Source organism: Streptomyces sp. NPDC043861 (genome assembly GCF_056435905.1).
Window position 1 is genome coordinate 57639 of record NZ_JBWKDP010000012.1, and the last position, 26242, is coordinate 83880.

The following is a 26242-nucleotide window of genomic DNA, read 5'->3' on the forward strand; positions in this document are numbered from 1 at the left end:
TAGGCTCTCGCCTCGTGCCCCGGAGCTTCGACCGGGCACGCAACTCTCTGCGCGGAAGTGATCCCTCATGCAGCTGTATCTGCTTGCCCTGAATCCGACCGACTCGGTCACCGAGGGATTCCTCCCCGCCGCACACCGCCTCGGCCTCGACGTCACCGTGCTCACGGACCAGCCGGAGAGGCACCGGGCCACCGGAGCGGACGCGGAGATCCTGGAGTGCGACGTGCGTGACTTCCGCGCGGTGATCACCCGCATCTCGTCCCGTCGTCGTCCGGACGCTGTCTTCACCAACAGCGACCATCTGCAGACCCAGGCCGCCCTGGCCGCAGACTACTTCGGGCTCCCGGCCAAGAGCTGGCAGTCCGCGCTGCGCACCAAGGACAAGGCGGAGATGCGCCGCCATCTGGCCGCCACCGGCGCCGACACGGTCCGCTCGGCCGAACTCGCCGCCGGCCAGGACCCGGCCGCGGCGCTCGCCGGCCTCGACATGCCGTTCCCCTGCGTGCTCAAGCCACGTGAGGGCGTGGCCAGCGAGGACGTCGTACTCGTCGACGATCCCCGCGACCTCGTGCTCCGGTGCGAGGAGATCCGGGCACGCAGGCCGGACGCGGCCCTCCTCGTGGAGGAGTACCTGCCGGGCGAGCTCCACACGCTGGAGACGCTCGGCGACCGGCACGAACTGCATGTGCTGGGAGGGTTCCGCACCGAGCTCTCCCCACCGCCGTACTTCATCGAGGAGCGGATGACCTTCGTTCCCGCCCACCCCGAGCCTTTGGAGAAGCAGGTCCTTTCCCAGCTGGACTTCCTTGGCGTCGGATTCGGCGCATGCCACACGGAGTTCGTGGTCCACGAGGGGCGCGCACGCATCATCGAGGTCAACTACCGTGCCATCGGCGACCAGTGCGATCTGCTCCTCGCCCAGCTGCTGGACATCCCGCTCTTCGAGCACATCCTGCGCACGCATCTGGGTGAGCCGCTGCCGGCGGACCTGGGGGCACGCACCGACGGCGCGGCCAGGCTCGACTACCCGTGTGCCGACCGCGCCGGGACACTGGTCTCCGCCCCCGTGGCGACCGACCTCCACTCCGGGGACGTCAAGCTGGCCTACCGGCCGCTGCGCGCAATAGGGGAGCGGCACGAACTCCACCGCACCAACCGGGACTTCCTGGGTGTCGTACGGGCCACCGGCACCGACCAGGAGCGTGTGGACCGGGCAGTGGCCTCCTTCCTCGCGGCACAGCACTGGGAGATCACGCCATGACCCCGCCGCCCGCCGAAGCCCCGCACCCCGGGGCTGCCCCCATGGCTGAGGCGGACGTGCTGATCCGGGTGCTGAGCGCACTGCTGCGCGAGGACGTGGTGGGACTGCGCAGCCGCAGCACCGCGGTCGAGCACGACGACGGAACGTGGCTACGACTGGAGATCCCGGGGCCCGACGCACTGCTGCTGCCGGTGCACGAGGACGGCTTCCAGTGCGAGTGGTCGGCCCGCCGCCCTCTGCTGCGGCGGGAATCCGACGGTGCGGAACTCACCACCTGCGACAATGTCCTGGCCGAACTGAGGGCGCTGGCTGCACCGGTGGACCACGAGGGCTTTGACGCGTTCGCCGACGAGTGCCGGCAGACGCTTGCCACGGTCCGGCTGCATGCCGATTCGGAGGACGAGGTTCTCGAGATGCTGGCACGGCAGAACGGATCCGACCCCGCCCGCTGGACCGGCCTCTCGGGCGGCCTCGCGCACGACACCCTCGCGGCCCGGCTCGACCACCCCGTCTATCCCACGGCCCGGGGCCGCTCCGGGCTCGGCGTCGGCCGGCTGCGTGCGTACGCACCCGAGTTCCACCCGCGTTTCGCCCTGCGCTGGCTCGCCCTGCCACGGGAGTCGGTCACGGTCCAGGGGCACATCACCGAGGAGCACCCGGCCCGGACGGGGCCCGGCTCCCGTCCGGATCGCCTCCCGGAGCCTTCGGCCGTCGGACTGGCCGGACTCGACGAGAGCCATGTCGCACTCCCCGTCCATCCGCTGACCGCGACCGGACCCCTGCGGGACGCCCTGCGCGCCGCCGGGCTCGACGGCCGGGCCTTCCTGGCTCCGCAGTCCCGCCTCGATGTCGTGCCGACCCTGTCCATGCGGACGGTGGCGCTCGCCGCCACCCCTGAAGTCCACCTCAAACTCCCCCTGGACACCTCCACCTTGGGCAGGCTCAACCGCCGAACCATCAAACCCGGTACGCTCGTCGACGGCGCGGCGGCCCAGCGTGTGCTGCAGTCGGTGACCGCCCGTGAGCCCCGCTTCCGGGAGAGCGTCCTGCACGCCGACGAGACCGCCTTCGCCCATGCGGACCACGAGCTCCTCGCCGTGCTCGTACGCCGCTGGCCGGCCGGCCTGGACAACGCCGTCGTCGTACCGATGGCCGCACTGCTGAGCCGGGCGCCCGGCGGCCGGCTGGTCATCGACCACCTCGCCGACCGCTTCACCGGCGGCGACCCGTCGGCCCTCCTCGAGTCCGTGCTCTCGCTGCTCCTCGACTGGCAGACCACCCTGTTCGGCTACGGAATCGCGCTCGAATCGCATCAGCAGAACGTGTCCCTGGTACTGGACGAGCCGACGGGCCGACCGCGCATCCGGCTGCTCCTCAAGGACAACGACGGACCGCGCATCAACCGTGAGCGGCTGTGTGCCGCCCTCGGCGCGGATGCGCCGGACCCGTCCGCGTTCGACGACGCGCGCATATTCGGCGACGGCGACGGCCCCGTCGTCGATCTGTTCACCACGATCACCGTCCATCTGTGCGCGGGTGCCTTCGCCTTCGGGCTGGCCCGGCACGGGCGCGCTCCGCTGGACCGGCTGCTGCGGCTCGTACGCGAACGGCTCGTCGAAGCCGTGGAACGGCTCGGCACCCGGCCGGGTGAGCCCGGCGCCGTCCTGCGCGAACACGTTCTGGACGCGGCACGGTTGCCCGTCAAGCTGATGGTCACCGCCGGAACTTTGCTCACCAAGGCCCGATCGGGAGCGTCCGACATCAACAAGCACTACACCACTGGCCCCAACTACCTGCTGCGGGGAGTGTGACCGGCGATGACGTCCACCAGATCCTCCGTACACCGATCCGGCCGGCGCCCCGCCCTTCACACCACGACCGCCGGGCCGCCCACGGCCGACGAGGCCGTGGCCCACACCCTTCTCAACTGCCTGCTCCGCGAGGTCTCGGGACCGGAGCACGAGACGGCCGTCATCGACGACCACCTGCTGCTGCGGCTGCCGCGCCGCGAAGTCCTGCTCCGCGTGGCCATCCGCCGTACGTCCCTGCTGGGAGCACACCGTTTCACCGGTCCGGTCGCCGAGCAGAGCGGCTCCGGATGGTCCGACCTCGACTGGCGGCGCCTGGCCGAGTACATCCGCGCGGAACTCTCGCTCCGCACGGGCACCGGCAACGACGAATTCCTGGACCAGATCACCTCCAGCCATCAGGGAGTGTCCGCGGCGCTCGCCATGCGCACAGCGGCCGCCGGCAGGACTCCTGCCCGCCCGGGGGACGTCGCCCCGGTCGCCGCGTACCTCGCCTCCGAACAGTCCCTCGCCCTCGGGCACCGCTTCCACCCCACGCCGAAGGCCCGGGGCGGCGACGCGGCGGCCTGGTCGGCCTACGCTCCCGAAGCAGCGGCCTCCTTCCCGCTCCGCCTGCTCGCCGTACGCGAGCATCTGGTCGTCGAGCGGTCCGTCCGGACGGAGGGGCCCGGCCGAGCGGATCCGCTCGAGCCGCTGGACGGGCTGGGGCAGGTGCCCGAGGGGTACCGGCTGCTGCCGGCCCACCCCTGGCAGTACCGGCTGCTGCACGACCACCCGGCTCTGCGGGAAGCCGTGGGACGGGGGGACGTTCTCGACCTCGGCGCCGGCCGGACCCCTTTCACCGCAACCGCCTCCGTCCGCACCCTGTACGGCAGCGACGCGTTCCTGAAGTTCAGCCTCAACGTCCGCATCACCAACTGCCTGCGGAAGAACGCAGGTTATGAGCTCGACGGCGCGGTCGAGCTCACCCGGCTGCTCGGCCCCGTACTCGCCGACCTCACCGCCCGCTTCCCCGGCAGCGGGGTGCTCCGCGAGCCCGCCTATCGCAGCATCGCGCTGCCGGGGCCGGACGGAAGACCCCTGCCCGCCCTCCTCGAGGGCTTCGGGGTGATCGTGCGCGAAGGACTCGGCCGCCACCTGCGCCCCGGGGTCACTCCGCTTCTTGCCGCTTCGGTCGCCGACGAGTACCCCCTGGGGCCCGGCCATGTCTCCCGGCTCCTGGCCGGCGCGGACGCCGGAACGGCCCTGTCGTGGTGGCAGGCGTATCTGGAGCTGCTCGTCCCGCCCGTCCTCGCCGCGTACTTCGACCACGGCCTCGTCCTCGAACCGCATCTGCAGAACGTCCTCGTCTGCGTCGATGCCGACGGCAGACCCGCCCAGGTCCTCTTCCGCGACCTGGAAGGGACCAAGCTCCTCCCCGAGCACCACACCGCGGCCCTCGCCGGACTTCCCACCGAGGTCGCGTCGCCCCTGACGTACGACGCCCGGCGCGGCTGGGACCGGGTCGTCTACTGCCTGGTGGTGAACCACATCGCCGAGATGCTCGCCGCCCTCGCCGATCTGCACCCGGGGTCGGAGGCCGCGTTGTGGCGCCAGGTGCACCGCACGCTCCGGTCCTGCGCCCACCGGCACGGCTGCCCGCCCCGGCTGAACTCCCTGCTGGCGGGCGAGCCTCTGCCCGCCAAAGCCAATCTGCTCACCCGCTGGGCACGCACGGCCGACCGCGATGCGGCCTATGTCCGGCTGCCTTCCCCTCTCGCCGAGGACGTGCTGTCCGGGGCGATTCCCGCCGACGACATCTGGAACGCCCGTTGAGCACAGCCCTTCTGACACCCGCGGTCCGCGAACGTGCACTGGCCCTCCCTGCCGATGACCTCCCCGCCTATATCTACGACCTCGGTGCACTGAGGGAGCACGCCGCATCGATCCGGGCGGCGCTGCCGGAACGTGTGGAGCTGTACTACGCGGCCAAGGCGAATCCCGAACCGGAGATCCTGAGCGCCCTCGCGCCCCACGTGGACGGTTTCGAGGTCTCGTCCGGCGGCGAACTCGCCCATGTGGCCAAGGCCGTTCCTGACCGTCCGCTGGCCTTCGGTGGCCCGGGGAAGACTCCTTCCGAGACGGCGGCGGCACTGGAGGCGGGCGTGTACCGGTTCCATGTCGAGAGCGCCCATGAACTGCGGATGCTGGCGGACCTCGCGTCACGGGTCGTACCGGGGAGACGCGTCGCGGTGCTGCTGCGCTTCAATCTGCCGCTCGCCGACGGCTCGCTGAGGGCGAGTGCCCTGTCCATGGGCGGTCGGCCCACGCCGTTCGGTCTGGACGCGACCCAGGCGGACGACATGGTCCGCCTTCTCTCCGGAGGGAGCCATCCCCACCTGGAGTTGCGCGGCATCCATGCCCATCTGGCCAGCGGGCTCGACGCGCACGCGCAGATCGCCGTCGCCGAGTCGGTGGTCGCCTGGGCCGCGCGGCTCGCCGAGCGCCACGGTGTCGCCCTCCGGGAGGTGAACGTCGGCGGCGGCATGGCGGTCGACTACGCCGACCCCGGGGCGCGGTTCGACTGGGCGGCCTACGGAGCCGGACTCGCCCGGCTCACCGCATCCCATCCCGCTCTGGTGCTGCGCACAGAACCGGGCCGGGCGCTGACGGCGTACTGCGGCTGGTACGCCACCGAGGTCCTGGACGTGAAGCGCAGCCACGGGGAGGAGTTCGCCGTCGTCCGCGGCGGCACGCACCATCTGCGCACCCCGGCGACGAAGGGACACGACCAGCCCTGCGAGCTGCTCTCCGTGGACAGCTGGCCACACCCATGGCCGCGGCCGGCTTCGGAGCGCGGACCGATCACTCTGGCCGGCCAGCTCTGCACGCCCAAGGACGTGCTCGCCCGCCGTGTTCCCGCGACCGGTCTACGGGCCGGGGACCGCGTGGTGTTCGCCCTCGCGGGGGCGTACGCATGGAACATCTCGCACCACGAGTTCCTCATGCATCCCCGGCCCGGCTTCCACTTCCTGGGGGCTGTCACGGACTGATCAGCAGGCGATCAGCGGTTGAAGTGACTGAAACCCACCTCGAACCGCTCCACGGAGACGATCCGCTGGCCCTGTCTCCGAGCGGTTTCCTCACGGATCTGGCCGGCCCGCTCCTCACTGGCCAGCATCGACGGTTCGTCCTCCCAGAGAGTCAGCGACACTGCTTTCCCGGTGGGCCGGTCGACGAGGTAGTACACGCCCACGAAGCCCGGTACCTCCTGGACCTGCTTGACAACCGCTTCCGAAGTTGCCGACAGATCGCCCTCCGCGGGTACGGGTGATCCCTGATAGGTGCTCAGTCTCGCGAACATCGCAGCACCCCTTCCTCGACGGCCGCCGTCCGGACAGCCGACGGCCACACGGACCAGCGTGCCCCGGGGAACCGCATGCCGCATGCCGGAGCCCGTCGGCCCCCACGTGCTACCACGGGTAACACGCTGCGCCGTCCGGCTCGAGCAGCCACGACCGTTACACTCGGAACCGTGATTATCGAACGTGCGTACGCATGCTCATCGTCGTACGACGCCGACGCATGGCCGTGGTCCGTACCGTGTGTCGAACAACTCGTCGGTGACGGCCTGCGCTTCACCGCGCCGGTGACCTTCCTCGTCGGCGAGAACGGCTCGGGAAAGTCGACGCTGGTCGAGGCGCTCGCCGAGGGCTTCGGCCTCGACTCCTACGGTGGCTCCCACGACTGGCAGTACGCCTCGCACCGGGAGAAGTCGCCACTGGGCGAGTGCATACGCTTCGACGCAGCCCCGCGCGGCCGTCGCATGCTCGCCAACTGGTCGGCACGCAAGGGCTTCTTCCTGCGCGCCGAGACCGCGATGGACGCCCTGCACCGGGAGGGCTTCGCTCCGGGCACGGTCAGCCACGGCGAGGGCTTTCTTGCGGCGTTCCGCGGGAAGTTCCTGAAGACCGGGCTGTATGTGATGGACGAGCCCGAGGCAGCGCTCTCCTTCTCATCCTGTCTCGAACTCATCGGCCACATGGACCAGTTGACGCGGAACGGAAGCCAGATCATCTGCGCGACGCACTCACCGCTGCTGACCGCCCTGCCCGGCGCGGACGTCGTCGAGGTCGGCGCGCACGGACTGCGGCACGTCGAGTGGCGGAACCTCGGTCTCGTCGACCACTGGCGCAGGTACCTCTCGGACCCGCAGTCCTATCTGCGGCACGTGGTCGAGCCCGGGGGGACCGGCGGGAGCCGCTGACCGACTGCGCAGCCGCCGGCTCAGCCCGCGGCCTCGAACGTGTTCACCACCGCGCCGTCGAAGTCCGCGGCGAGGTACCCCGACCCACCGGCCTCGTCCGCGACGTAGACGTTCACCGTCGGCACGCTCTCGAAGACGGGGCCGCGTACGGTGACATAGCGCATCGTCGGCTTCGGGACACCGAGGACGTTGTCGGCCTTCTTGATGAGCGCGGGCAGCACCGCCCACTTCACCTTGGCGACATCGACCGGACCCGTGTCGACGGCGGTCAGCGCACCGCCGGGGCCCTCCTTCGCCGCGTAGCCGTTGCGATACACGTACCGGTCGTACTTCGTCCTGCTGCCCCGCACCGGGACGCGGGCGATCGCGTACTCCTCGTAGACCGTGAGCTCGACGAACCTGGTCGTTCCGGTCTTGGCCTTCAGGGCCTTGATGACCTCGTGGGCACCGTCCGGGGTGAGCAGGTGCTTGGTCTCCTTGGAGGGCGGCAGCGCGACCTCGGCCGGCTGCTCCCCACCGGACCCGCCGCTGCCGTTCGACCCGTCTCCCTGTGCCTCCCGGCCGTTCTGCCCGTCCGTGGAGCCACCGGCCGAGGCCGAGCTCTCCGACCGCTTCCCGCTCGTCCTGCCACCGTTGTCGGGCAGGACGTTCAGCACGATCACCGCTGCCGCGGCGAGCGCGGCGACGGTGCCCAGGGCGGCGATGATCCGCTGCCCCGACGGGCGTCGCGGGCCGGGGCTCGTGGGCGGCATCCCGAACGGGGCGGACGGGGGCTGGACCGCCGTCGTGCCGTACACATGACCGGCCGTTGGCGCACCATGGGGCAGGTGCGGGGGCGGACCATGGGGTGCAGGCGGCGGCGCCCAGGGCTGTGCCGTCGTGCCCGGTGCGCTCCTCGCCGCATCGGCAAGCATCCGCTCCACTTGTGCGCCGTCGGGACGCGCCGCGGCATTCCGGACCAGCAGAGCGTTCAGGACCGGGGTGAGTGCACCGGACCGCACCGGCGCCGGAAGCGGCTCGTCGAGCACCGCCACCAGGGTCGACAGACTGGTCTCACGCCGCAATGGGTGCCAGCCCTCCAGGGCGACATAGAGCAGCATGCCGAGCGACCACAGGTCGGATGCCGGATTGCCCTCGTCGCCACGGATGCGCTCGGGGGCGATGTACTCGGGTGAGCCGATGAGATCGCCCGTGGCGGTGAGGCTGGTGGACTCCCGCAGTGCGGCGATACCGAAATCCGTCAGGACGGGACTGCCGTCCGGCCGTAGAAGGACGTTGGCGGGCTTCACATCACGGTGCTGGATGCCGGCGTCATGGGCGGCGCGAAGGGCGGACAGCACTCCGCGGCCGACCTCCAGGGCCTCGGCGACCGTCAACGGCCCCTGGGCCAGACGGTCGTGGAGGGACTGCCCCTGGACGAGTTCCATGACGATCCACGGATGGGGGCCTTCGGAGCTGTCCACGATGTGATAGATCGTCACCACATGCGGATGGGCGATCCGGGCGAGTGCCCGGGCCTCACGCAGCACGCGCTCGCTGAGCATACGCGCGCGTGCGGGATCCGCTTCCTCCAGCGCGGCGTCGGAGGGGCGCACCTCCTTCAGCGCCACCTCACGATGAAGCACGACGTCCCGAGCCCGCCACACGGTTCCCATGCCGCCGCTGCCGAGCCTGCCGAGCAGCTCGAACCGGCCGTCGATGAGCCGTCTGTCACTCCCCCTGGTGTCCATAGCGGGTCAGCTTACGAGGATTTGCGGAGCCGGTTTCCGCCCGCCCCCGTCAATGGCCCGCCAGGAGCTTCACAGCGACGACGCCCAGTCCGATCGCAGTGTCCAGCAGTCCGGAGACGAGCGCGCTGAGCGGCCCGTTGCCCATGCGGAGTCCGGACCGCCAGCCCCACAGGAAGAGGGTTGCCACTTCCACGCCTGCGCCGACCAGGAGAGCGGTCACCAGATCCATCGCGCCCAGCGCCGACAGCCCGATCAGCACCAACGGCCCCACGGCAACCAGCAGCAACGGGCTGGAGACGTGCAGGGCCGTGCGGATCTCGGCGCGGTCGGCCCCCCGACCGCTCACCGCACGGTGCGCCTGTTCGTCGGCGACCAGCGTGGCCAGCCAGACACCGAGCGCCGTCACAGCCACGGTGAGTGCGGCCTCGGTGTGGTCGGGTGTCGCCGTCTCGGCGAGGGCCACCACGACGGCGGTCAGCGTGATGGTCGCGTAGATCCGCTCCTTGAGCCGCGCCGCCGCGATGTCACCGGCGCGTGCGGCCGTGGCGTGGGCCCTGCGCTGCAGGGCGGAATCGGGATCGGGCGCCGTCATGCCCGCGCGCGATCAGGCCGGCCGGCTCCCGCGCCGGTCTGGATCAGGGTCGGGGTCATATGTGCACCCTTCTGCGGCGGAGCCGACAGCCGCAACACTCCTCTTGCCGGCACCGTAGCCGACCGGTCCCGCCGATCGGTGTGTCCGCAATCGCGCGAGTGTCGGGTGCGGCGGCTTGCCCGGGACGCCCGGTTGCCGGGTGTGCCGGTGGCGGCCCGGCGGGCGCCTCGGCGAGGATCGCCTTTCCGTCCGCGTCGCCGGGTCCGGCACAGTCCCGCCGTCGGATCCGACCCCGGGCGCTCCGGTGTGCACAGGACCGGCGTTGCGGTCCGGCATCAGCTCGCCCGGCGATGCGTGGCTCTGGCCATGAGCACCGCCACGTCGTCCTGGGCCGAGTGGGGCAGCAACCGGCCGAGGACACGGTCGCAGATCTCGTCCAACGGGCGGTCGAGCTGCCGCAGTTCCCGAGCGAGTTCCTGCATGCCCTGGTCCAGGTCCCGGTCTCGGGCCTCGATGAGGCCGTCGGTGTACAGCACCAGGAGGTGGCCGGGGCGCAGGGTCACCCGCTCGGCCCGGAAGTCCAGTCCGCCCGTGCCCAGCGGTGTACCCGACGGGCCGTCGAGGAAGGCGACCGACCCCTGGGCGTCGACCACGGCCGGGGGCGGATGTCCGGCTCTGGTGATCAGACAGGTGCCGGTGGTCGGGTCGTGGACCGCGTACACGCAGGTCGCCATCTCGTTCTCGCCGAGATCGGCGACGGCGGCGTCCAGCGAGCGGAGCATCGTGACCGGAGGTATCTGGTGCCGTGCCAGCGTGCGCACCGTCGTGCGCAGCTGCCCCATGACGGCCGCCGCGTGGACTCCGTGCCCCATGACATCCCCGATGACCAGTCCGGTCGTACCGTCGGGCAGTGCGATGACGTCGAACCAGTCGCCGCCGACGTCGTGGTCGCTGGCGGGGAGGTAGCGCCCGGTGAGTTCGAGACCGGCCACTTCGGGCAGCCTGCTGTTGGTCAGACTGCGTTGCAGGGTCAGGGCCGCCTCCCGCTGGCTGGTGTACATGCGGGCGTTGTCGATGTTGAGCGCTGCCCGTGCGACCAGTTCATCGATGAGCACGCAGTCCTGCTCGTCGAAGCGCTCACGGTCGCGGGTACGCGTCAGCACCACTGCGCCGAGCACGGTGCCGCGGGCCACCAGGGGGACCAGTCGCGCGGAGGCGATACGGGTGGCGAGATAGGTACGCAGCGCCTCGGCATGCGCGCCGGGGATCAGCGTGGGCAGGTCGGACTGGTAGAGGTCCATGGGGTGCCCGTCGGCGATGACCCTCTCGTAGACCGATCCGGGCGGGACCTGGAAGGTCATGCCCACGGCCAGTTTCGCCGTGGGGGCGGACGGGTCGGGGAAGGTGGCCGCCATACGCCGCAGCACGCCATGGCTCGACGCGGCGGACTCATCGGGGTCGAGGACTTCCGCCAGCAGCTGGACATCGGCGGAGTCGGCCACCCGCGGAACGAGCATCTGGACCACTTCCTCGGCCGTCTGCCGCAGGTCCAGGGTGGTTCCGATGCGTGTACCGGCCTCGGCCAGCAGCGCGAAGCGCTGCTGCGCCCGGTCCGCTTCGGCCTGCGCCCGCTGGCCTTCCGTGATGTCGATCAGGGAGGCGATCAGCCCCATGCTGCGGCCGGCGCTGTCCAGCAACGGGGAGCACGAGCAGGACCATGTGTGGTCGTGGTCGGGATCGGCCGGAGTGCGCCCGGTACCGCGCACGTCGACCACCGCGTCGCCGCGCTCCACCGCCTGCCGCATCACGGTCTCCAGCGCCTCGGCGGTCTTACCCGGCGCAACCTCGGCCGGCCGTTTCCCGAGGTGCTTCGCGGCGGGGACGCCGTTCATCCGGGCCAGTGCCTCGTTCACCCGGAGGAAGCGCAGATCGGGGCCGAGCATGGCCAGCCCGATCGGCGACTGGGTGAAGAGCCCTTCCAGGGCCGCCAGGGACTCCCGCATCCTCAGGACCTCGGAGGTCTCGACGGCGATGACCAGCACTCCGGTGCCTCCGTGCGGCGCCGCAGATGGGCAGATCCACATCTCCATCGGTACGAGATGCCCGTCCCGGTGCCTCACGGGGAGAGTCCCGACGACCGTCTCACCCGACATGACCCGCTGGGTGAGCTGCTCGGCCAGTTCCCAGTTGGCCTCGGGAACGATGTAGGGGATCCCGTTCCGGCCCAGCAGTTGCTCGGCGGGGTAGCCGAGGAGGTCCTGGGCGGCGAGCGACCATTCGACGACACAGCCGTCCGCGTCGGTCCTCCACAGGGCGACCGGCAGCAGGTCGCGCAGCACACCCGCGTACCCGACCGCCGTCAGAGGCGGGTCCGGTACCTCACTCGTCGCCCTGTGCGTGTCCAACACATCGACCTAACCCCGGGGCGCGCGGGCCTCCGCCCACCGGGCAGTCCCGGCGGTCTTCGACGGAGCGCTGCCGACGCATCACCGGTGCAGCGTCTCGGGATGCCACATTTGCCTGATTTGTACCAGATCACCCTATCCAAGGTCTCCCCCGGACAGGCGAGGACAGTGACCCTGGCCGCGAGCGGAGCCCCGTCCGGCGATGGATTCGGCTCAAGGTTCAACCATGCACGAACGGGTCGGAGAACCACCTCCCGCCCTGCCACGGCATGCACCGTCCCTGTCGCCGCGCGTCATGACGTGCATGACGGTGGCTCTTTCCTGCGGAGTTTTCCCGGTGGCCGTGCGGGTACCCGGGTGTCACCCCGCATACGCCGGTTTGCGGCGTTCCACCGCTGGGCGCACGGTGAACAGGGGCCGGTCCGCCGGGTCCGGCGTGTCCCCTGCGACCCCCGAGAGGACAGCGATCCTGATGAACAAGGGCAAGACGAGGCAGATCAAGGGCAAGCTGAAGGAAACCATCGGCAAGACGATGGGCGACAAGTCCATGCAGAGGCACGGTCGGGGCGATCAGCTGCGCGGGAAGGCGCAGGAGATGGCGGAGAAGGCCGCCGACCAGATCCGGAAGCGGACGAAGCACTGAGCCACGCCGGTCGAGGAGCTGTTCCGAGTGACTGAACAGGGCAAGAAGCTGCGCGGGAAGGGCCGGGAGGCGACGGCCGAGGCCGAGGAAGGTGCCGGACGGGCCACGGACGACGAGGAACTGACCCCGAGGGGAAAGAACGACCGCGTCCTTGCCGAGGTCAGGCAGGCAGTCGAGAGGGCCGGCGAAGCCCAGCGTGATGCCACGGACGAGGCCAAGGGACTGCGCAGGCACGGATGACGAGCCGAAGAGCGGGCCCGGATGCAGATTTCTCCGCACCCGGGCCCTTCGCTTCCACGCCTTGGTCCCGGCCCTCAACGCCTGTCCGCCGCCGGTCGGGCGGTCGGGCGGTCGGGCGGTCGGGCCAACGGCTGTCCCGCAGTCCTGGTGGACCAGCGCGGCGTCGGACGCATGGGGTCTCCCCCGGCCGGCCAGTGCAGGGCAGGGCAGGCATCGCAAGGCGGTGGGGGCACTCCCCCCGTCTCCGCCGGGACGCCCCCACCGGGCCGGAGGCCGGGTGGATCGCGCTCGTACCGGACGTACTCGGGCGACTCCGACAACGCAGCGCGGGGGTGCCTCCCAGCGGTAGCCGGTGGAGCACCGTAGTTGTCGTCGCGGGCCCGCCGGGGATTGCGGGGAGAGCCCTCAGCCCGGTTTCCGGGTGGTGAGGGTGAAGAGTCCGCCGTCGGGGTCGCGGAGGGTGACGTGTGCGGGGGTGTGGGGTGTGGTGGGTGGGAGGGTGGTGGCGCCGTGGTGGGTGGCGGTGTGGACGGCGGTGTCGAGGTCGGGGACGTAGAAGTGGACGTGCCAGCGGGGGCGGATGTGTGGGTCGGGGGCGGCCTCGACGGCGCCGCCTGTAAGTCGGGCGACGGTGTCGCCGAGGTGACGCAGGACGACGTGGTCGTCCTCGTAGGTGACCTGGCAGCAGCCCGGTCGCGGGCCGGCCCAGTCCAGGACCTCGGCGTAGAAGATGGCCGCGTCGAAGGCGTCGCGGGTGCGCAGTTCCAGCCAGGCCGGTGCCTTGGCCCGGCCGACCCGCCAGTCGGGGATGACCCGGCCCTGCCAGATCCCGAAGACCGCGCCGTCGCGGTCGGCGGCGAGCGCGGCCCGGCCGGTACCGAAACTCAGCGGCCCGACCGCGACGGTGGCACTGCGCTCACGGATCCTGGCCGCAGTGGTGTCCGCGTCCTGAACGGCGAAGTACGGGGTCCAGGCCACCGGCACCGAAAGACGCGGGGCCAGGGCACCGATACCGGCCACCGGTGCACCCTCGTGAAAGGCGACACAGAACTCCTCGCCCAGCGACGTCGACCGGAACTCCCAGCCGAACACCGCACCGTAGAAATCCTGCGCGGCACCCAGATCGCGGGCCATCAGACTCACCCAGCAGGGAGCACCGAACACCGCATCACTCGACGTCGACACGACAGCCACCCACCCGCCCACACACCAGACCGGAATCGTTCCACGCTACCGCGCCCACCTGCGGAAAACGTGGCAGCGCACACGGTGGTCCACCGCATGCACCCGATCCGGGGAAGTCGGTACCGGGCCGTCGGCCGCATCCGCGCGGCTCGCCACGCGACATCGGCCGGCTGCGCGGCAGCAACAGCGCAGCACCCGCCGGGGTCGCGCCCGACCCGCGTCAAGGGCCGGGACGCGCCCGCCGGCCGGGCATCACGCCGGACCGGTCCGGGCCACGCCACCCGCAGTCACGCCGGGCTGACCCGGCCACGCCAGGCACCCGACTCACTGCCGCGCTGCTCGATGTACTCCTTGAAGCGTCGCATGTCGCCCTTGACCCGCCGGTCGATCACCCCGGCCATGGCAGCGGCCTTCTCCGCCGCACCGACCGGTTCGATGTCCATCACCAGCTGCACGCGGGTGTGCGTGTCGTCCAGTCGCTGGAAGCGGACCATCCCCATCTGCTTGGTGTCGCCGCTGGTTGTGCGCCAGGCGATCCGTTCGTCGGGGAGCTGGTCCACGATCTCGGTGTCGAACTCCCGCCGTACACCACCGATCCTGGTGGTCCAGTGGTTGTGGAGGTCGTCGAGCTGCCTTACCTCCTCGACACCCTCCATGAAGTGGGGGAACTCCTCGAACTGCGTCCACTGGTTGTAGGCGGTGCTGACGGGAACGTCGACCTCCACCGTCTCCATGACCGTGTTCATCACCGTGCCTCCCTTCCGTGCCCCCGCACGGACAGCGGGTCTGCCGCGCGGACCGGGGCACGGGGCGCGGGTACCCGGCACGGGGGCGATTAAGGGGGGTGGTCACGACACCAAGGACGACCGCGATGGGCCTGCGGCCCGCTGCCCGCCTCACCTCATGAGTCGCCGCACCCGGACTCACGGGCCCGTGCGCCCGCCCGCGTGCGGCCGGCCGACGGCGAGCGCTGAGGATGCCTTCGCAGATATTCGTTCTCCAGTGCGGTCATCCTGCTGGTGTGCGTGGCCAGCGCGTCCTCGGATCCGTGCAGCAGGGTTTCATGCCGTGTGCGATGAACGGCTTCCAGCTCCTTGAGCAGCAGCGCTTCCTCCAGCTGCTCCGGCGCCACCCCTCGGTTCTGCTCGTGCATGACTCGCACCTCCTGACCGGGGGCATCGCACGGTCGCCCCAACGCTGCCCGTACCCGCATGGACGTGATCCACACGCCCCGGCGCGCGCTGGGCCGTCCTGGCCGCTCCAGCGCGGACGGCGTGCCGGGACGACGACGTGTCCTCCGCCCACGGGACCGGAACCGGGTCCAAAGGAAGGGCCACTACGATGCCGACGGCTTCGTCGGCGACGTTCCGTCGCCGGCGACCGTCCCGGGACGAACGCCGGGGCGGACGACCGGCCCCTGACGGGGTCCGGCTCGATGCGGGAGCGGCGAGGACTGGGGCGAGCGGATGGACGGCGAAACGACCCGGGGACGGGTGCTGGTCGTGGACGACGATCCGGCGATCCGGCGCTCGCTGGAGCGCGGGCTGCGCCTGGCCGGTTTCGCCGTGGTGCTGGCGGCGGGAGGACGGCCCGCCCTGGCCCGTATGAGCCAGGACCCGGCGGATGTGGTCGTCCTGGACGTCTCCATGCCGGACATCGGCGGAATCCAGGTGTGCCGGACGCTGCGGGACAACGGCAACGACGTGCCGGTGCTGATGCTGTCGGCTCTGGACGAGACGGCGGACCGGATCGCCGGGCTCCAGGCGGGCGGCGATGACTACCTCGTCAAGCCGTTTGCGCTGCAGGAACTGGTGCTACGGCTGGAGGCGCTGCTGCGCCGGCGACCGCCCAGAGGCACGGACGAGGTCCGTATCGGCGCACTGGTGCTGGATCCGGCGGCCCGTGAGGCGCGCATCGGCGGCGAGTTGCTGCCGCTGACCCGGCGGGAGTTCGAGCTGCTGGAGGTCCTCGCACGGAATCCGGGGATCGTGCTCACCCGGGACCAGTTGCTCGACCGTGTCTGGGGATACGACTTCGAGGTGCGCACGGACGCCGTCGACACCTTCGTCAGCTATCTGCGGCGCAAGCTGGAGAGCGGCGGGCGCGCACGGTGCATCCATACGGTGCGGGGGGTCGGTTTCGTCCTCCGGTACGACGAGGAGGGGCGGCCCGCATGAAGCGGATGAACCGCACGGGACAGATGAAGCTGTCCACACGCATCGCCATCGCCGTAGCCGTCGCCGTGCCGGTTCTGGTCCTCGCCGCGGGCTGGTTGCTGCTGCAGCTGGTCGGGCGCGATCTGCACACGGAACAGGACGCCCATCTGCGGGAGCGGGCGAAGCTGGCGGCGGGAGACGCCCGCAGGCTGCTGCGCGCCACCGCCGCAGACCGGCCGGCTGCGGTCGAGCAGGCACGTGAGCGGCAGTTGTACGCATCGGCCCTCGATGTCGGCATCCGGCTGACGGGTCCCGGGGGTACCGTCTCGGGCGGGCCCCAGCCGAGTGCGTCCGTGTCGCTCCCCGACCGTGCGACCGGGCCGGTCACCGTCCAGGACGGCAATGGCAGCTGGCGGGTCCTCTCCGTCCCGGTGCGGGGATCGCGGCCGGGTGTCGACGGGACGCTGTGGCTGTTCTCGCCGGACACCGCGGGACAGGCACAGCTGGCCCTCGTCCGCAGGCGTGTGGTGACCGTGGCGCTGCTGGCCGCCCCGGTGTCCGGTCTGCTGGGCCTGGCTGTCGCCTCACGGGCAGGCCGCCCGCTGCGTCGGCTCCAGCAGCGCACCAGCGGACTCGATCCCACGGCCGACGCGGCACGGCTGGAGCACTCCCCGACCGGGGTCACCGAGGTCGACGACCTTGCCCGGACCCTCCAGACCGTACTCGCCCGCTACGACGAACAGGCCGCCAGAACCACCGTGGCCCTGGCTACCGCCCGGTCCTTCGCGGCCGCCGCCGCCCACGAACTGCGCACGCCGCTGATGAGCATGCAGACGAACCTGGAGATCCTCACCCAGCATCCGGACCTCGGATCGTCGGAACGGACGGAGGTTCTCGGGGATCTGCGCAGCGAGCACTCGCGGATGCTGGGCCTGCTGCTGATGCTGCGTGAGCTCGGCCGGGGCGATCTGGTGGAAGCCGACGCCTTCGGTCCGGTGGACCTCGCCGAGGTGATCGACGCCTCGGTGGCCGATGCCCGACGCAGACATCCCACGGCGCACATAAGCGTGCCGGTTCTGCCCCGTCTGTGCGTGTACGGCTGGGAGCCGGGCCTCCGTACGATCGTCGACAACCTCCTGGCCAACGGGCTGGTCCATGGGCGCAGCGGCGACGGGCGGGCACGTGTGGAGGTGGGACTGCGAGCCGACGGGCAGCATGCGGATCCGGTGGCCGTGCTCACCGTGGACGACGAGGGGCCCGGAGTCCCCACCGCACAGCGCGACTCGGTGTTCGATCGCTTCCGCCGGCGTCCGGACAGTCCGGGCTCAGGGCTCGGCCTCACACTCGTCGCCCAGCAAACGGCCCTGCATCGCGGATGCGTCCGGGCACAGGACCGGCCGTCCGGCGCAGGGGCCCGGTTCGAGGTCCGGCTTCCTGTGCGGGGGGAGACACGGCCCGTGCTGCCTGCCGGTCGCGACTGGCTCATCGAGACGGCGCGGGACCCACAAGGTTTCCACAAAGTCGGAAGCTAACTTCTGGCCGGGCGCAGGCATCCGGGCCTCGCCCGCTCCAGGAGGTACACAGTCATGAGGACAGCCAAGACCACTGCCGTCACTCTCACCGCCGTGGCGGCGCTGCTCACCACGGGCGCCGCTTCGGCAGACAGCGGGAAGCCGTCGCCCGCAGGCACGCCGTCGGACGACGGCGCGAAGGCGCTGTGCAAGAGGGTGCCGAAGATCGAGAAGCGGCTGGCGCGGGCGCTGGAACGCCTCGGTGGCGACGCCGCGCAGCGCGGCTCCGTCAAGCGGCTGGAGAAGCGCATCGAGAACGCGAAGAAGGCCGGGCACAAGGAGATCGAGACCTTCCTCAACGACAAGCTCACCTTCCGCCGTTCTCTCGTTCCGACGCTGGAGCAGCGTCAGAAGGACCTGGCTCCGGTGAAGTCCTGGTGCAGGAGCAACAACGACGGGGCCGGAAAGTGAGTGCTCGTCGAAGCACGGTACTCGCCGTCGCGAGCGGCATCGTCTGTCTTGCCGCACTCACCGGTCTCACGGGCTGCGGCCCGGGCGAGGACGGCGGGAGCAGCGGGACGGGGACCGGACACGGGTCGGTGACCGGCGATCCTGGGGCGGACGTCGACGAGATGCGGAAGCTGGTGGATGCCGCCGAATCGGCCGCCACCGATGCCGAATCAGCAGCGGCCGAGGACGACTGACAGACCGTCGGACACGAGACCGGCCGGCCGCGCGGTACTGCAGGTCTCATGACGGGCGGCTCCGCCGGCCGGTCGGCCGCCCGTCATGCAACGTCCTGCAACGGGAATGGCCGAGCAGCTGCAGGGCAGGCGAACGACAAGTGCCCCGATGCGGAAGGTGACCCGTGACGATGCCCGCCGACCAGTACGCCGGAACTCCGTCGCTCACAACACAGGAGGCAGCGGCTGCCGCAGAGGACAAGGCCGGGGTTCCGGCAGCGGCCGGAGGTCTGCCGCGTATCGAGGACGCCGTGAAAATCGCTCCACGGGATGCTCGGGCACTCTCGAAGCTCTTCTTCGACCGGCTTCAGGCCCTCGACGAGGGGACGCACGAGTACCAGTACATCCGCAACACCCTCATCGAGATGAATCTCTCCCTGGTCCGCTTCGCCGCAGGCCGGTTCCGCAACCGCGGCTCCGGGGAAATGGAGGACATCGTCCAGGTCGGAACGATCGGACTGATCAAGGCCATCGATCGTTTCGACCTCACGCGGGAGGTCGAGTTCACCTCCTTCGCCATCCCCTGCATCGTGGGCGAGATCAAGCGCTACTTCCGCGATTCGAGCTGGGCCGTCCATGTGCCCCGACGCCTGCAGGAACTCAGGGTGGACCTCGGCAGGGCCAAGGAGGAGCTGTCCGTGAAGCTGGGCCGTGACGCCACCGTGGGCGAGCTCGCGGAGCACCTGGAGCTGAGTGAGGAAGAGATCATCGAGGGCCTCGTGGCCGCCAACGGCTACACGGCAGGCTCACTGGACACCCCGCATTCCGACTCCGGCGACGGTCCTGGCCACGGCGGTGCGCCGCGTCCGCTCTCCGACGTCGTCGGGGACTGCGACCCCGCCATGGAGCTCGTCGAGGACCTCCAGTCGCTCGCCCCGCTGCTGGAGCATCTCGACGAGCGCGAACGGGACATCCTGCGGAAGCGGTTCGGGCAGGACATGACACAGGCCGAGATCGGCGCCGACATCGGCTGCTCCCAGATGCATGTCTCCCGCCTGCTGACCCGGGCGCTGGCCAAACTCCGCGCCGGCATGCTCACCGACTGAGGACTGCCTCTCGGAGCAGGAGGACGCAGCCTGAGCCGTTCCACGGCCGCGCTGTGCTGTGCTGTCTGTGTCTGTGTCTGTGTCTGTGTCTGTGTCTGTGTCAGAGCCTGCGTGGAGAGTTCGGCCGGATGGGGCCGGTTCCGAGGCCGCCGGCTCGTCGCGGCGAGAGACCGCCCGGCACCTCGCTGTCGCTCGGACGCGCGTCGTCGAGCAGATGCAGGACCCGCTTCGTGCAGTGGGCCCCGCACCCCCGTTGTCGACCGGACCAGGAACCGGCGGTGGACATGGACTCGATGTTCCGAAGCGCGCAGGCAATCGGTCCACTTGGACCAGTCACTGCCGCCGCCGAGCCGGATCAGCCGTAGTACGGCTTCGTGATGGTCTTGATCCCGTTGTAGATGTAGCTGCCCTGAACCGGCTTCACTTCCGAACTGACCGACTTCCCGTAGCAGGCAGCCAACTCGCCCGGTGCCAGGACCTTCTTGACGCAGGACACCGCATCGTGGGCCGGGCCCGTGCCGTCGAAGTTCAACCAGTAGACGGTTGCGGTGTCGATGGTGATGCTCACCGACGCGTTGTTCCTGACGAGGAGCACACCCTGAACGGTGCCGTTGGCGTTGTTGTGGATGCCGCAGGTCTGGTTGATGACCTTGTTTGACGTCTTGCTCGGCGTCGTCTCCCCGCAGTACGTGACGTCCGTGGGAACCCACTTCTGCCAGGTGGGGTAGGCCGATGCGGGTGCCGAGGCGAGGGCTATCGCGCTCGCGGCAGTGGCGACCACTGTCAGGATGCGACGGATCTTGGCCACAAAAGACTCCTTTGAATCGAACTTGCTTGCAGGGAGGGCATCCTAGATCGACTTCAGACGGTTCTCGTGGGGTAGGCGGATGGATCGACACGCGGCCCCACGGCCGCCGGGGGGATGGTCCTCCGCCCGCTCGGAACGCGAAGTCGACATGACCCGGCGCCCGGCTCCGCCTCACCGAAGGTCGCCCCCGGCTGCCTGTACCGCGCGTGCCGGCCGGCGGATTCCGTCCGTTTCCGGAACACCAAAGGCGCTGCATCACTCTCGGTGGCGCCGTGGCCCACAGCTGTCCGGTGCGATCCGGACGCCTGGCCCGCCGGTCCCGAAGCAGGGCCGGAAGAGATCTCGCAGAGGTGCGGTGTCCGAGCTCCCCGACCTGTCCACGGGCCTGGGCGTTCACCAGGCCGAGGCCCGTATTCCGGCGGGGTGGAGTGGACGCGGCACCGAATCCCCCGATCAGACCGGCCTGGCGCCCTCGCCGTCCGGTTCCGCGCATGATCGGCCCGCCCCCGGGCGAGTGGTTCCGCGCCGCCCCGGCGCCGAGTGGCACGCTCCGGTTTGCGGCCTGCCGACGGCGGGCGCAGGGTGAACAGGGTGCACGAGCACACCGTGCCGTAGCACCCTCACAGAACCCCGAGAGGACAGCGATCCTGATGAGCAAGGGCAAAGCGAAGGCAAAGCAGGCCAAGGGCAAGATGAAGGAGACGCTCGGCAAGGCCACGGGCGACACCTCCATGGAGCGGGAGGGCCAGGCCGAGATGCTCGGCGGCAAGGCGCAGGAGATGACCGAGAAGGCCGCCGACAAGGCGCGTAAGACGACCGAACGCTGAGGCAGGCGGGCCATGCCGCCGCCGGCAAGCCCCCGTGGGCAAGCCTCCCGGGATTCGCTGCCGGTGCTGCGGCGCACGCTGGTGGTCGCGGACCGGTTCCAGGGCCGCGACCACCCCGTCTGGCGGATCGCATCCGTGCTCCGCACCTGTGACCGGGCGCTGAATGCCAGGGAAAGCACATCCCGCCGGTACCACCACGGCCACCCGGACCGTTGCCGGGCACTCGGACGTGCTGCCGGGACCGGCGCACGGGCCTGGCTGCCGGGGCGACGGCGGTGATCTACGAACGGAGGTGTCGTAGGGGTCACCACGGCACCGACCGGACCACACACATCCTGCCCTGGACTGAACAACGCCGCCCCGGGTCCATCAGAGATCCAGAACCTCTCATTGCCAATGAATGAGAGGTGTCGTTGGGGTTCGAGGCGTGCCCCCTGAGGCATGGCTACCCGGCGCCCCGCCGCACGGCTCCCCGAGGCTCCGGGCACCACCGCGGCTCGGCGCCTCGCGCCACGTCGGCCGGGCACGCGTCGCCCGGGCCCGGAACCCGGAGTGATGCAGTCTCCCGGTACGCGACGAATTCCCGGCGCATCCGGTCAGGCGCGCTCGGCCCGCGCACCCTCACGGCGCCGCCCTCAGTGCCTTGCGCGCAGCAGGAAGGAATGACCGGCGGGGTCGGACATGAGGCGCGCCTCACGCGGGGTGTTCCGGTCCGTCACGTCCATCGGAGTGGCCCCCAGACCGACTGCCTCGCGCTCCGCCGCGTCGAGCTCGCCGGGCGGCACGAAGACCAGTAGATGTGCCTGCTGCGAGTGCTCCGGCCGCGGCCAGCTCGGGGGCGCGAACCCGTGATCGCGGAGTATCGCCAGCACCGAACCGTCCTGGGCGGCCACCTCGAGCCTGTCGGGATCACCGCTGGGCCGGATCTCACCGTCCAGCAGGGCCGCGTAGAACTCGGCGAGCGCCTCGGGTTCCGCGCAGTCCAGCGCGATCATCGCTGTCTTCGGTATTCCCATGTGCCCTCCGTCTTGCGGCCGGCGTCCGGCGTCGGCGAGAAGTCCTGGACGGCGGATACCCGGGAGTTCAACACCCATGCGGGCACAGGCACGTTCGAGCCCCGGGCAGGTAAGTCACTTCCGCCCGGGGCTCATTTGTCTCGAGTGACACTTGGGTCTCTTGCGTCACGTGTGCTTGCGGGTCTTGCCCTTCACCTCGTCCGTCGCATCTCCCACGGCCTTCTCTGCGTCCGCGGCTGCCTGCCGGGCCTTGCCCTCGACGCGGTCGCCGGTCCCCTTCAGGCGCAGCTCGTCGTCGTCCATTGCGCTGCCGGCCTTTTCCTTGGCCTTGCCCAAGGTCTCCTGGGCCTTGCCGCGCATCTTCTTCGCCTGGTCAGCCACGCGAATCAGCTCCTCAACAGGGTGACGTTGCTTTCCGGCTCACCTTTGCGACTACCTCGCACGGGGATCCGTAAACGTCATTCCTCCTCTTCCTCCTCGTCCTCGTAGTCCTCTTCGTATTCGCCGTCCGCGCTCTCCTCGCCGTCCTCTTCCTCGTCCCCGGATTCCTCGCCCCCGGATTCCTCGTCGTATTCCTCTTCCTCCTCCATGGCCTCTTCATGGGTGCGGACCACTTCGCCGTCGCGGATTTCACCCCGCCATCCCTCGACTTCCTCGTCGGCAAAGGTGACATGACGTTGGAAATTCTTGAAGTCCAGCCGCAGCCGCCGCCCTTGGGCCCGCCAGATATTTCCGGTCTTCTCGAAGAATCCGGACGGGTAGTACTCCACGACGAGCACGATCCGCGTCAGATCCGGGGTCAGTTCATGGAAGGTGACACAGCCGCGTGTCGTTCCCTTGGCCCCCTCGGAGGTCCAGATGATGCGCTCGTCCGGCACCTGTTCCTGGACCGTGGCCTTCCAGCCGCGCGTCGATGGACCGACCTTGAGCTTCCAGTCACTGGTGGTCTCGTCGTTCTTCGACACGCTGCGGACACCCTTGGTGAACGTGCTGAACTCCTCGTACTGGGTCCAGTGGTCGTAGGCCGTCCGGATGGGCACGCCCACATCCAGAACCTCGACGATGTTCATCGACTTGCCGCCGCCGGATTTGCGTCCACCCCCGCCGCCGATGAGGTCCTTGGCCTTGCCCATCACATTGTCCTTGAGGCCCTTGGCCTTTCCGGCGATGAGGCCCTTGAGCAGCCCGCCACCGGGGAGCGAGCCACCGTTCTCGGCGACGTCGAACAGCTGGTCGGTGAGATCCGTCAGTTTGTCACCGGCTTTGTCCGCGAGGTGCTCCACCTGAGCGCCGAGATAGTCGACGAACTCATCGCGCAGCAGCTCCATGCCCGAGGCTTCCTGGCTGCCGGAGTCACGGTCTGTCCTGGCCATCGCCTACCTCCGCCGTGCAGCAGTCTTCTTGGCGGTCGACTTTCTCGAAGTCGCCTTCTTCGCCGCTGTCTTCTTCGCAGGAGCCTTCTTCGCCGCTGTCTTCTTCGCGGGAGCCTTCTTCGCCGCTGTCTTCTTCGCGGGAGCCTTCTTCGCCGCTGTCTTCTTCGCGGGCGCCTTCTTGGCAGGGGTCCTCTTCGCGGCGGTCCTCTTCGCGGGAGCCTTCTTCGCCGCCGTTTTCTTCGCGGGAGCCTTCTTCGCCGCTGTCTTCTTCGCCGGGGCCTTCTTGGCAGGGGTCCTCTTCGCGGCGGTCCTCTTGGCCGGGGCCTTCTTCGCGGGCCGCTTCGCGGCAGTCTTGGCCGGGGTCTTCCTACGCGACGCGGACCTGGCAGCCGCCCGGCGACGTCGCGGCGGTTCCTCTTCCTCTTCCTCTTCCTCCTCTTCCTCTTCCTCTTCCTCTTCTTCCTCAGGCTCCTCCTCTTCCTCCTCCTCTTCTTCGGCCTCGTACTCGGGTACCTCCTCTTCTTCCTCTTCCTCCTCAGGCTCCTCCTCTTCGGCCTCGTACTCGGGTACCTCCTCCTCTTCCTCTTCCTCCTCAGGCTCTTCTTCCTCAGGCTCTTCTTCCTCAGGCTCTTCCTTCTCTTCCAGGCGAAGCCTGCGATCATGGAGTGAGTCCGCCAGATCCGCGAGACGCCGATCGACCGTGGACGCCAGGGCCTGGCGGCCGGCATCGAGGAGTTCACCCCGTATTTGTTCGTTCAGCTCGGCGACTTGCGGTACGTCCTTCAGCCTGCGCAGGCCTTCCGTGGCCAGCTGCTGGGGGTCGAGCCCGAAGCGGCGACCGGCTATGTACGTCGCCATGGCAAAGGCGAGACGCCCCTTCTTTGCACGTCCGAGCACATAACCACCCGCGACCGCGGCGGCGAGAGCAATCTTGGTCGTGTCGTTCATGAACTGATCCCTCCGGCAAGGCCCGTTGAGGAGGAACGAAGAGAAGGACAGGGACCGGCGGCTGCAGTGAGCCTGCCCGCACCAATGTCAGATATGTCCCTATATGATGAAATTGTATGTTCGCGCGTGGAATCCGGCGCCCGCTCCGCCCATCGGAGACCGACCATGGCCGCAGCAGAGCCCGCCAAGAGGCGGTCCAAGGACAAGGCGGCGTCAGCCATGCGCTCCGCGGCGGGACAACTGCAGGAGTTGCTGGGACGCCCCCCGGAATCCGTGTCGGCCCTGAAGCCGACGGACGACGGCTGGGAGGCGGATGTGGAGGTGCTGGAGCTGGAAAGAGTCCCCGAGACCACCAGTGTGATGGCGACCTACCGCGTGACCCTGGACGGGGAGGGCGACCTGGTGGCCTACGAGCGAATACGCCGCTACACACGTGGACAAATCGACCGCCGGCCCTGACGGACACGCCGGCCGGGGAAGGGAGGCACCATGACCGTGGTGCCGCAAGGCGGTGGCAACGTCTCCAGGGGCGGTGGCACCAGCAGCCTCTACGACGTCCTGGAACTCATTCTCGACCGTGGGCTCGTCATCGACGTGTTCGTCCGCGTGTCCCTGGTCGGGATCGAAATCCTGAAGATCGATGCCCGCATCGTCGTCGCCAGCGTGGATACGTACCTGCGCTTCGCCGAGGCGTGCAACCGCCTCGACCTCGAGGCAGGAAGCAAGAGGCCGGCACAGCTGACCGACGTCGTCGGGGACACACTGGAGAGCGGGGCCAAGGGCAAATCCAAGGGCGCCCTCACCGGAGCCGTGGAAGCCGTGACCGACAGCCTCAAGGGCGGCGGGAAGGACAGCGACGACGAGGACCAGGAAGCGGAAGAGGAGCCCGAGGAGCAGGAGAAGGAACCCGTGACCAGGCGACGGCGGCCGACTCGGCGCACCCCCTCCCGACGCGCGAGAGAACGCGAGGAGGAGTGAGCCATGCCCGTGTACATCTACTCGATCGTCGGGGAGGACCACCCGCTCCGCATCGACGGCATCACCGGAGTCGGTGATCCACCGGCGAACTTGCGCACGGTGACCGGGGGATCACTGCACGCAGTGGTCAGCGATGCGCCGGGCGACCTGCGCCCCAAACGCCGCGATGTCACCGCGCACCAGGAGGTCCAGGAACGGCTGATGGCCGACGGCACGGTACTGCCCCTGAGGTTCGGCCTTACGGCGGAGAACGATGAAGCCGTCGTCGTTGCCCTGAAGGACCGCGCCTCGGAGTTCATGGACCGCCTCCAGGCCCTCCAGAGCTGCGCAGAGTACAACCTGAAGGTGTCGCAGGACGAGGACTCGCTTCTGCGCCAGATCCTCGACGACTCGAGCGTGGCCCGGGGGCTCAACGACGAGATTCGCAGCGGCACCGCCGGCCCGGACGCCTCCGTCGCACTCGGCGAGCTGGTGGCCGGGGAGGTGCAGGCGCGCCAGGAGGCGCTGGCATCAGGAGTGGTGGAGGCGCTCCGTCCGTTCGCCCGGGACCATCAGGTGTCACAGGCGACCGGGAACGACTTCCTCAATGTCTCCTTCCTGGTCGCCGATGAGCAGGACGAAATCTTCCTCACCACGGAGTTGAGCGTCGCCAACCAGATGGGCGAGGAGTTCGAGTTCCGGCTCAACGGCCCCCTCCCGCCGTACAGCTTCGTCTGAAGGGAACCT

The 26242-nt window shown here is 69.8% G+C and carries 28 protein-coding genes; 16 read left to right on the forward strand and 12 right to left on the reverse strand.

Annotated elements, in window-relative coordinates:
• Positions 1-67: 67 nt before the first annotated feature.
• The 4 genes from AC068D_RS25465 to AC068D_RS25480 are packed head-to-tail and all read left to right on the forward strand — an operon-like array spanning position 68 to position 6101.
• Positions 68-1261, forward strand: coding sequence for an ATP-grasp domain-containing protein (locus AC068D_RS25465; protein WP_478825370.1), 1194 nt, complete (start codon positions 68-70; stop codon positions 1259-1261).
• On the forward strand, positions 1258-3072 hold the full coding sequence (locus AC068D_RS25470; RefSeq protein WP_478825371.1) for an IucA/IucC family protein: 1815 nt from the start codon (positions 1258-1260) through the stop codon (positions 3070-3072). The genes AC068D_RS25465 and AC068D_RS25470 overlap by 4 nt, the downstream gene beginning before the upstream one ends.
• Positions 3073-3078: 6 nt before the next feature.
• On the forward strand, positions 3079-4884 hold the full coding sequence (locus AC068D_RS25475) for an IucA/IucC family protein (RefSeq protein ID WP_478825372.1): 1806 nt from the start codon (positions 3079-3081) through the stop codon (positions 4882-4884).
• Positions 4881-6101 (forward strand): type III PLP-dependent enzyme, encoded by a 1221-nt coding sequence (locus AC068D_RS25480; protein ID WP_478825373.1) that lies wholly within the window; start codon positions 4881-4883, stop codon positions 6099-6101. Before AC068D_RS25475 ends, AC068D_RS25480 begins: the two co-directional genes overlap by 4 nt.
• An 11-nt stretch (positions 6102-6112) precedes the next feature.
• On the opposite strand, the gene AC068D_RS25485 is transcribed toward AC068D_RS25480, so the two are convergent.
• A complete protein-coding gene (locus AC068D_RS25485) occupies positions 6113-6412 on the reverse strand; it encodes a hypothetical protein (RefSeq protein WP_478825374.1) in 300 nt (99 codons plus the stop codon).
• 171 nt (positions 6413-6583) lie between these two features.
• Between AC068D_RS25485 and AC068D_RS25490 the strand changes: the two genes are divergently transcribed.
• Entirely contained in the window at positions 6584-7315 is a 732-nt protein-coding gene (locus AC068D_RS25490) for an AAA family ATPase (RefSeq protein ID WP_478825375.1), read from the forward strand.
• Between the two features lie 20 nt (positions 7316-7335).
• On the opposite strand, the gene AC068D_RS25495 is transcribed toward AC068D_RS25490, so the two are convergent.
• The 3 genes from AC068D_RS25495 to AC068D_RS25505 all read right to left on the reverse strand — a co-directional run bounded on the left by AC068D_RS25495 (position 7336) and on the right by AC068D_RS25505 (position 12042).
• The gene (locus tag AC068D_RS25495; protein WP_478825376.1) at positions 7336-9045 is read right to left on the reverse strand and encodes a serine/threonine-protein kinase; all 1710 of its coding nucleotides are present in this window, start codon (positions 9043-9045) and stop codon (positions 7336-7338) included.
• Positions 9046-9094: 49 nt separating this feature from the next.
• Positions 9095-9637 (reverse strand): hypothetical protein, encoded by a 543-nt coding sequence (locus AC068D_RS25500; RefSeq protein ID WP_478825377.1) that lies wholly within the window; start codon positions 9635-9637, stop codon positions 9095-9097.
• A gap of 335 nt (positions 9638-9972) precedes the next feature.
• A complete protein-coding gene (locus AC068D_RS25505) occupies positions 9973-12042 on the reverse strand; it encodes a SpoIIE family protein phosphatase (RefSeq protein WP_478825378.1) in 2070 nt (689 codons plus the stop codon).
• Between the two features lie 472 nt (positions 12043-12514).
• Between AC068D_RS25505 and AC068D_RS25510 the strand changes: the two genes are divergently transcribed.
• Both AC068D_RS25510 and AC068D_RS25515 read left to right on the forward strand, forming a co-directional pair.
• Positions 12515-12685, forward strand: coding sequence for a CsbD family protein (locus AC068D_RS25510; protein WP_478825379.1), 171 nt, complete (start codon positions 12515-12517; stop codon positions 12683-12685).
• A 27-nt stretch (positions 12686-12712) separates the two neighbouring features.
• Entirely contained in the window at positions 12713-12925 is a 213-nt protein-coding gene (locus AC068D_RS25515) for a hypothetical protein (RefSeq protein WP_478825380.1), read from the forward strand.
• Positions 12926-13330: 405 nt separating this feature from the next.
• Here AC068D_RS25515 and AC068D_RS25520 read toward each other — a convergent pair whose 3' ends face one another.
• The 3 genes from AC068D_RS25520 to AC068D_RS25530 all read right to left on the reverse strand — a co-directional run bounded on the left by AC068D_RS25520 (position 13331) and on the right by AC068D_RS25530 (position 15263).
• On the reverse strand, positions 13331-14059 hold the full coding sequence (locus tag AC068D_RS25520) for a VOC family protein (RefSeq protein ID WP_478825544.1): 729 nt from the start codon (positions 14057-14059) through the stop codon (positions 13331-13333).
• A 338-nt stretch (positions 14060-14397) separates the two neighbouring features.
• Positions 14398-14856 carry an SRPBCC family protein gene (locus AC068D_RS25525; RefSeq protein WP_478825381.1) on the reverse strand — a complete coding sequence of 153 codons (459 nt, stop codon included), beginning with the start codon at positions 14854-14856 and terminating at the stop codon, positions 14398-14400.
• A gap of 155 nt (positions 14857-15011) precedes the next feature.
• Positions 15012-15263: a DUF6158 family protein gene (locus AC068D_RS25530; RefSeq protein ID WP_478825382.1), complete on the reverse strand. Its 252-nt coding sequence runs from the start codon at positions 15261-15263 to the stop codon at positions 15012-15014.
• A gap of 313 nt (positions 15264-15576) precedes the next feature.
• Between AC068D_RS25530 and AC068D_RS25535 the strand changes: the two genes are divergently transcribed.
• The 5 genes from AC068D_RS25535 to AC068D_RS25555 all read left to right on the forward strand — a co-directional run bounded on the left by AC068D_RS25535 (position 15577) and on the right by AC068D_RS25555 (position 19566).
• Positions 15577-16287: a response regulator transcription factor gene (locus AC068D_RS25535; protein WP_478825383.1), complete on the forward strand. Its 711-nt coding sequence runs from the start codon at positions 15577-15579 to the stop codon at positions 16285-16287.
• A 23-nt stretch (positions 16288-16310) separates the two neighbouring features.
• Positions 16311-17798: a sensor histidine kinase gene (locus tag AC068D_RS25540; RefSeq protein WP_478825545.1), complete on the forward strand. Its 1488-nt coding sequence runs from the start codon at positions 16311-16313 to the stop codon at positions 17796-17798.
• A 54-nt stretch (positions 17799-17852) separates the two neighbouring features.
• Complete coding sequence (locus AC068D_RS25545) at positions 17853-18248, forward strand: hypothetical protein (protein ID WP_478825384.1); 396 nt, start codon at positions 17853-17855, stop codon at positions 18246-18248.
• Positions 18245-18481, forward strand: a complete 237-nt coding sequence (locus AC068D_RS25550; protein WP_478825385.1) for a hypothetical protein — start codon at positions 18245-18247, stop codon at positions 18479-18481. Before AC068D_RS25545 ends, AC068D_RS25550 begins: the two co-directional genes overlap by 4 nt.
• A 170-nt stretch (positions 18482-18651) precedes the next feature.
• On the forward strand, positions 18652-19566 hold the full coding sequence (locus AC068D_RS25555) for a SigB/SigF/SigG family RNA polymerase sigma factor (protein WP_478825546.1): 915 nt from the start codon (positions 18652-18654) through the stop codon (positions 19564-19566).
• A gap of 355 nt (positions 19567-19921) precedes the next feature.
• Here AC068D_RS25555 and AC068D_RS25560 read toward each other — a convergent pair whose 3' ends face one another.
• Positions 19922-20374 (reverse strand): hypothetical protein, encoded by a 453-nt coding sequence (locus AC068D_RS25560; RefSeq protein WP_478825386.1) that lies wholly within the window; start codon positions 20372-20374, stop codon positions 19922-19924.
• Between the two features lie 650 nt (positions 20375-21024).
• Here AC068D_RS25560 and AC068D_RS25565 point away from each other — a divergent pair.
• Positions 21025-21201 (forward strand): CsbD family protein, encoded by a 177-nt coding sequence (locus AC068D_RS25565; protein ID WP_478825387.1) that lies wholly within the window; start codon positions 21025-21027, stop codon positions 21199-21201.
• 635 nt (positions 21202-21836) lie between these two features.
• On the opposite strand, the gene AC068D_RS25570 is transcribed toward AC068D_RS25565, so the two are convergent.
• From AC068D_RS25570 to AC068D_RS25585, 4 genes are all read right to left on the reverse strand, one after another.
• A complete protein-coding gene (locus AC068D_RS25570; protein WP_478825388.1) occupies positions 21837-22217 on the reverse strand; it encodes a VOC family protein in 381 nt (126 codons plus the stop codon).
• Between the two features lie 165 nt (positions 22218-22382).
• Positions 22383-22598, reverse strand: a complete 216-nt coding sequence (locus AC068D_RS25575) for a CsbD family protein (RefSeq protein ID WP_478825389.1) — start codon at positions 22596-22598, stop codon at positions 22383-22385.
• Between the two features lie 77 nt (positions 22599-22675).
• Positions 22676-23590, reverse strand: coding sequence for an SRPBCC family protein (locus AC068D_RS25580; RefSeq protein WP_478825390.1), 915 nt, complete (start codon positions 23588-23590; stop codon positions 22676-22678).
• Positions 23591-23593: 3 nt separating this feature from the next.
• Positions 23594-24538 carry a histone H1-like repetitive region-containing protein gene (locus AC068D_RS25585; protein WP_478825391.1) on the reverse strand — a complete coding sequence of 315 codons (945 nt, stop codon included), beginning with the start codon at positions 24536-24538 and terminating at the stop codon, positions 23594-23596.
• Between the two features lie 165 nt (positions 24539-24703).
• On the opposite strand from AC068D_RS25585, the gene AC068D_RS25590 reads away from it, so the two are divergent.
• From AC068D_RS25590 to AC068D_RS25600, 3 genes are read left to right on the forward strand one after another with little or no spacing between them, the layout of a single operon-like run.
• Entirely contained in the window at positions 24704-24997 is a 294-nt protein-coding gene (locus AC068D_RS25590) for a gas vesicle protein GvpO (RefSeq protein WP_478825392.1), read from the forward strand.
• A 30-nt stretch (positions 24998-25027) separates the two neighbouring features.
• Complete coding sequence (locus tag AC068D_RS25595) at positions 25028-25516, forward strand: gas vesicle structural protein GvpA (protein WP_478825393.1); 489 nt, start codon at positions 25028-25030, stop codon at positions 25514-25516.
• 3 nt (positions 25517-25519) lie between these two features.
• A complete protein-coding gene (locus tag AC068D_RS25600; protein ID WP_478825394.1) occupies positions 25520-26233 on the forward strand; it encodes a GvpL/GvpF family gas vesicle protein in 714 nt (237 codons plus the stop codon).
• Positions 26234-26242: the final 9 nt, after the last annotated feature.

What these genes read in the sequence shown, in the direction of transcription:
- AC068D_RS25465 (WP_478825370.1), top strand. Translation starts at nt 68, where the DNA reads ATGCAGCTGTATCTGCTTGCCCTGAATCCGACCGACTCGGTCACCGAG.
- AC068D_RS25470 (WP_478825371.1), top strand. Translation starts at nt 1,258, where the DNA reads ATGACCCCGCCGCCCGCCGAAGCCCCGCACCCCGGGGCTGCCCCCATG.
- AC068D_RS25475 (WP_478825372.1), top strand. Translation starts at nt 3,079, where the DNA reads ATGACGTCCACCAGATCCTCCGTACACCGATCCGGCCGGCGCCCCGCC.
- AC068D_RS25485 (WP_478825374.1), bottom strand. Translation starts at nt 6,412, where the DNA reads ATGTTCGCGAGACTGAGCACCTATCAGGGATCACCCGTACCCGCGGAG.
- AC068D_RS25495 (WP_478825376.1), bottom strand. Translation starts at nt 9,045, where the DNA reads ATGGACACCAGGGGGAGTGACAGACGGCTCATCGACGGCCGGTTCGAG.
- AC068D_RS25500 (WP_478825377.1), bottom strand. Translation starts at nt 9,637, where the DNA reads ATGACGGCGCCCGATCCCGATTCCGCCCTGCAGCGCAGGGCCCACGCC.
- AC068D_RS25510 (WP_478825379.1), top strand. Translation starts at nt 12,515, where the DNA reads ATGAACAAGGGCAAGACGAGGCAGATCAAGGGCAAGCTGAAGGAAACC.
- AC068D_RS25520 (WP_478825544.1), bottom strand. Translation starts at nt 14,059, where the DNA reads ATGGCCCGCGATCTGGGTGCCGCGCAGGATTTCTACGGTGCGGTGTTC.
- AC068D_RS25525 (WP_478825381.1), bottom strand. Translation starts at nt 14,856, where the DNA reads ATGAACACGGTCATGGAGACGGTGGAGGTCGACGTTCCCGTCAGCACC.
- AC068D_RS25530 (WP_478825382.1), bottom strand. Translation starts at nt 15,263, where the DNA reads ATGCACGAGCAGAACCGAGGGGTGGCGCCGGAGCAGCTGGAGGAAGCG.
- AC068D_RS25535 (WP_478825383.1), top strand. Translation starts at nt 15,577, where the DNA reads ATGGACGGCGAAACGACCCGGGGACGGGTGCTGGTCGTGGACGACGAT.
- AC068D_RS25540 (WP_478825545.1), top strand. Translation starts at nt 16,311, where the DNA reads ATGAAGCTGTCCACACGCATCGCCATCGCCGTAGCCGTCGCCGTGCCG.
- AC068D_RS25545 (WP_478825384.1), top strand. Translation starts at nt 17,853, where the DNA reads ATGAGGACAGCCAAGACCACTGCCGTCACTCTCACCGCCGTGGCGGCG.
- AC068D_RS25555 (WP_478825546.1), top strand. Translation starts at nt 18,652, where the DNA reads ATGCCCGCCGACCAGTACGCCGGAACTCCGTCGCTCACAACACAGGAG.
- AC068D_RS25565 (WP_478825387.1), top strand. Translation starts at nt 21,025, where the DNA reads ATGAGCAAGGGCAAAGCGAAGGCAAAGCAGGCCAAGGGCAAGATGAAG.
- AC068D_RS25570 (WP_478825388.1), bottom strand. Translation starts at nt 22,217, where the DNA reads ATGGGAATACCGAAGACAGCGATGATCGCGCTGGACTGCGCGGAACCC.
- AC068D_RS25580 (WP_478825390.1), bottom strand. Translation starts at nt 23,590, where the DNA reads ATGGCCAGGACAGACCGTGACTCCGGCAGCCAGGAAGCCTCGGGCATG.
- AC068D_RS25585 (WP_478825391.1), bottom strand. Translation starts at nt 24,538, where the DNA reads ATGAACGACACGACCAAGATTGCTCTCGCCGCCGCGGTCGCGGGTGGT.
- AC068D_RS25590 (WP_478825392.1), top strand. Translation starts at nt 24,704, where the DNA reads ATGGCCGCAGCAGAGCCCGCCAAGAGGCGGTCCAAGGACAAGGCGGCG.
- AC068D_RS25595 (WP_478825393.1), top strand. Translation starts at nt 25,028, where the DNA reads ATGACCGTGGTGCCGCAAGGCGGTGGCAACGTCTCCAGGGGCGGTGGC.
- AC068D_RS25600 (WP_478825394.1), top strand. Translation starts at nt 25,520, where the DNA reads ATGCCCGTGTACATCTACTCGATCGTCGGGGAGGACCACCCGCTCCGC.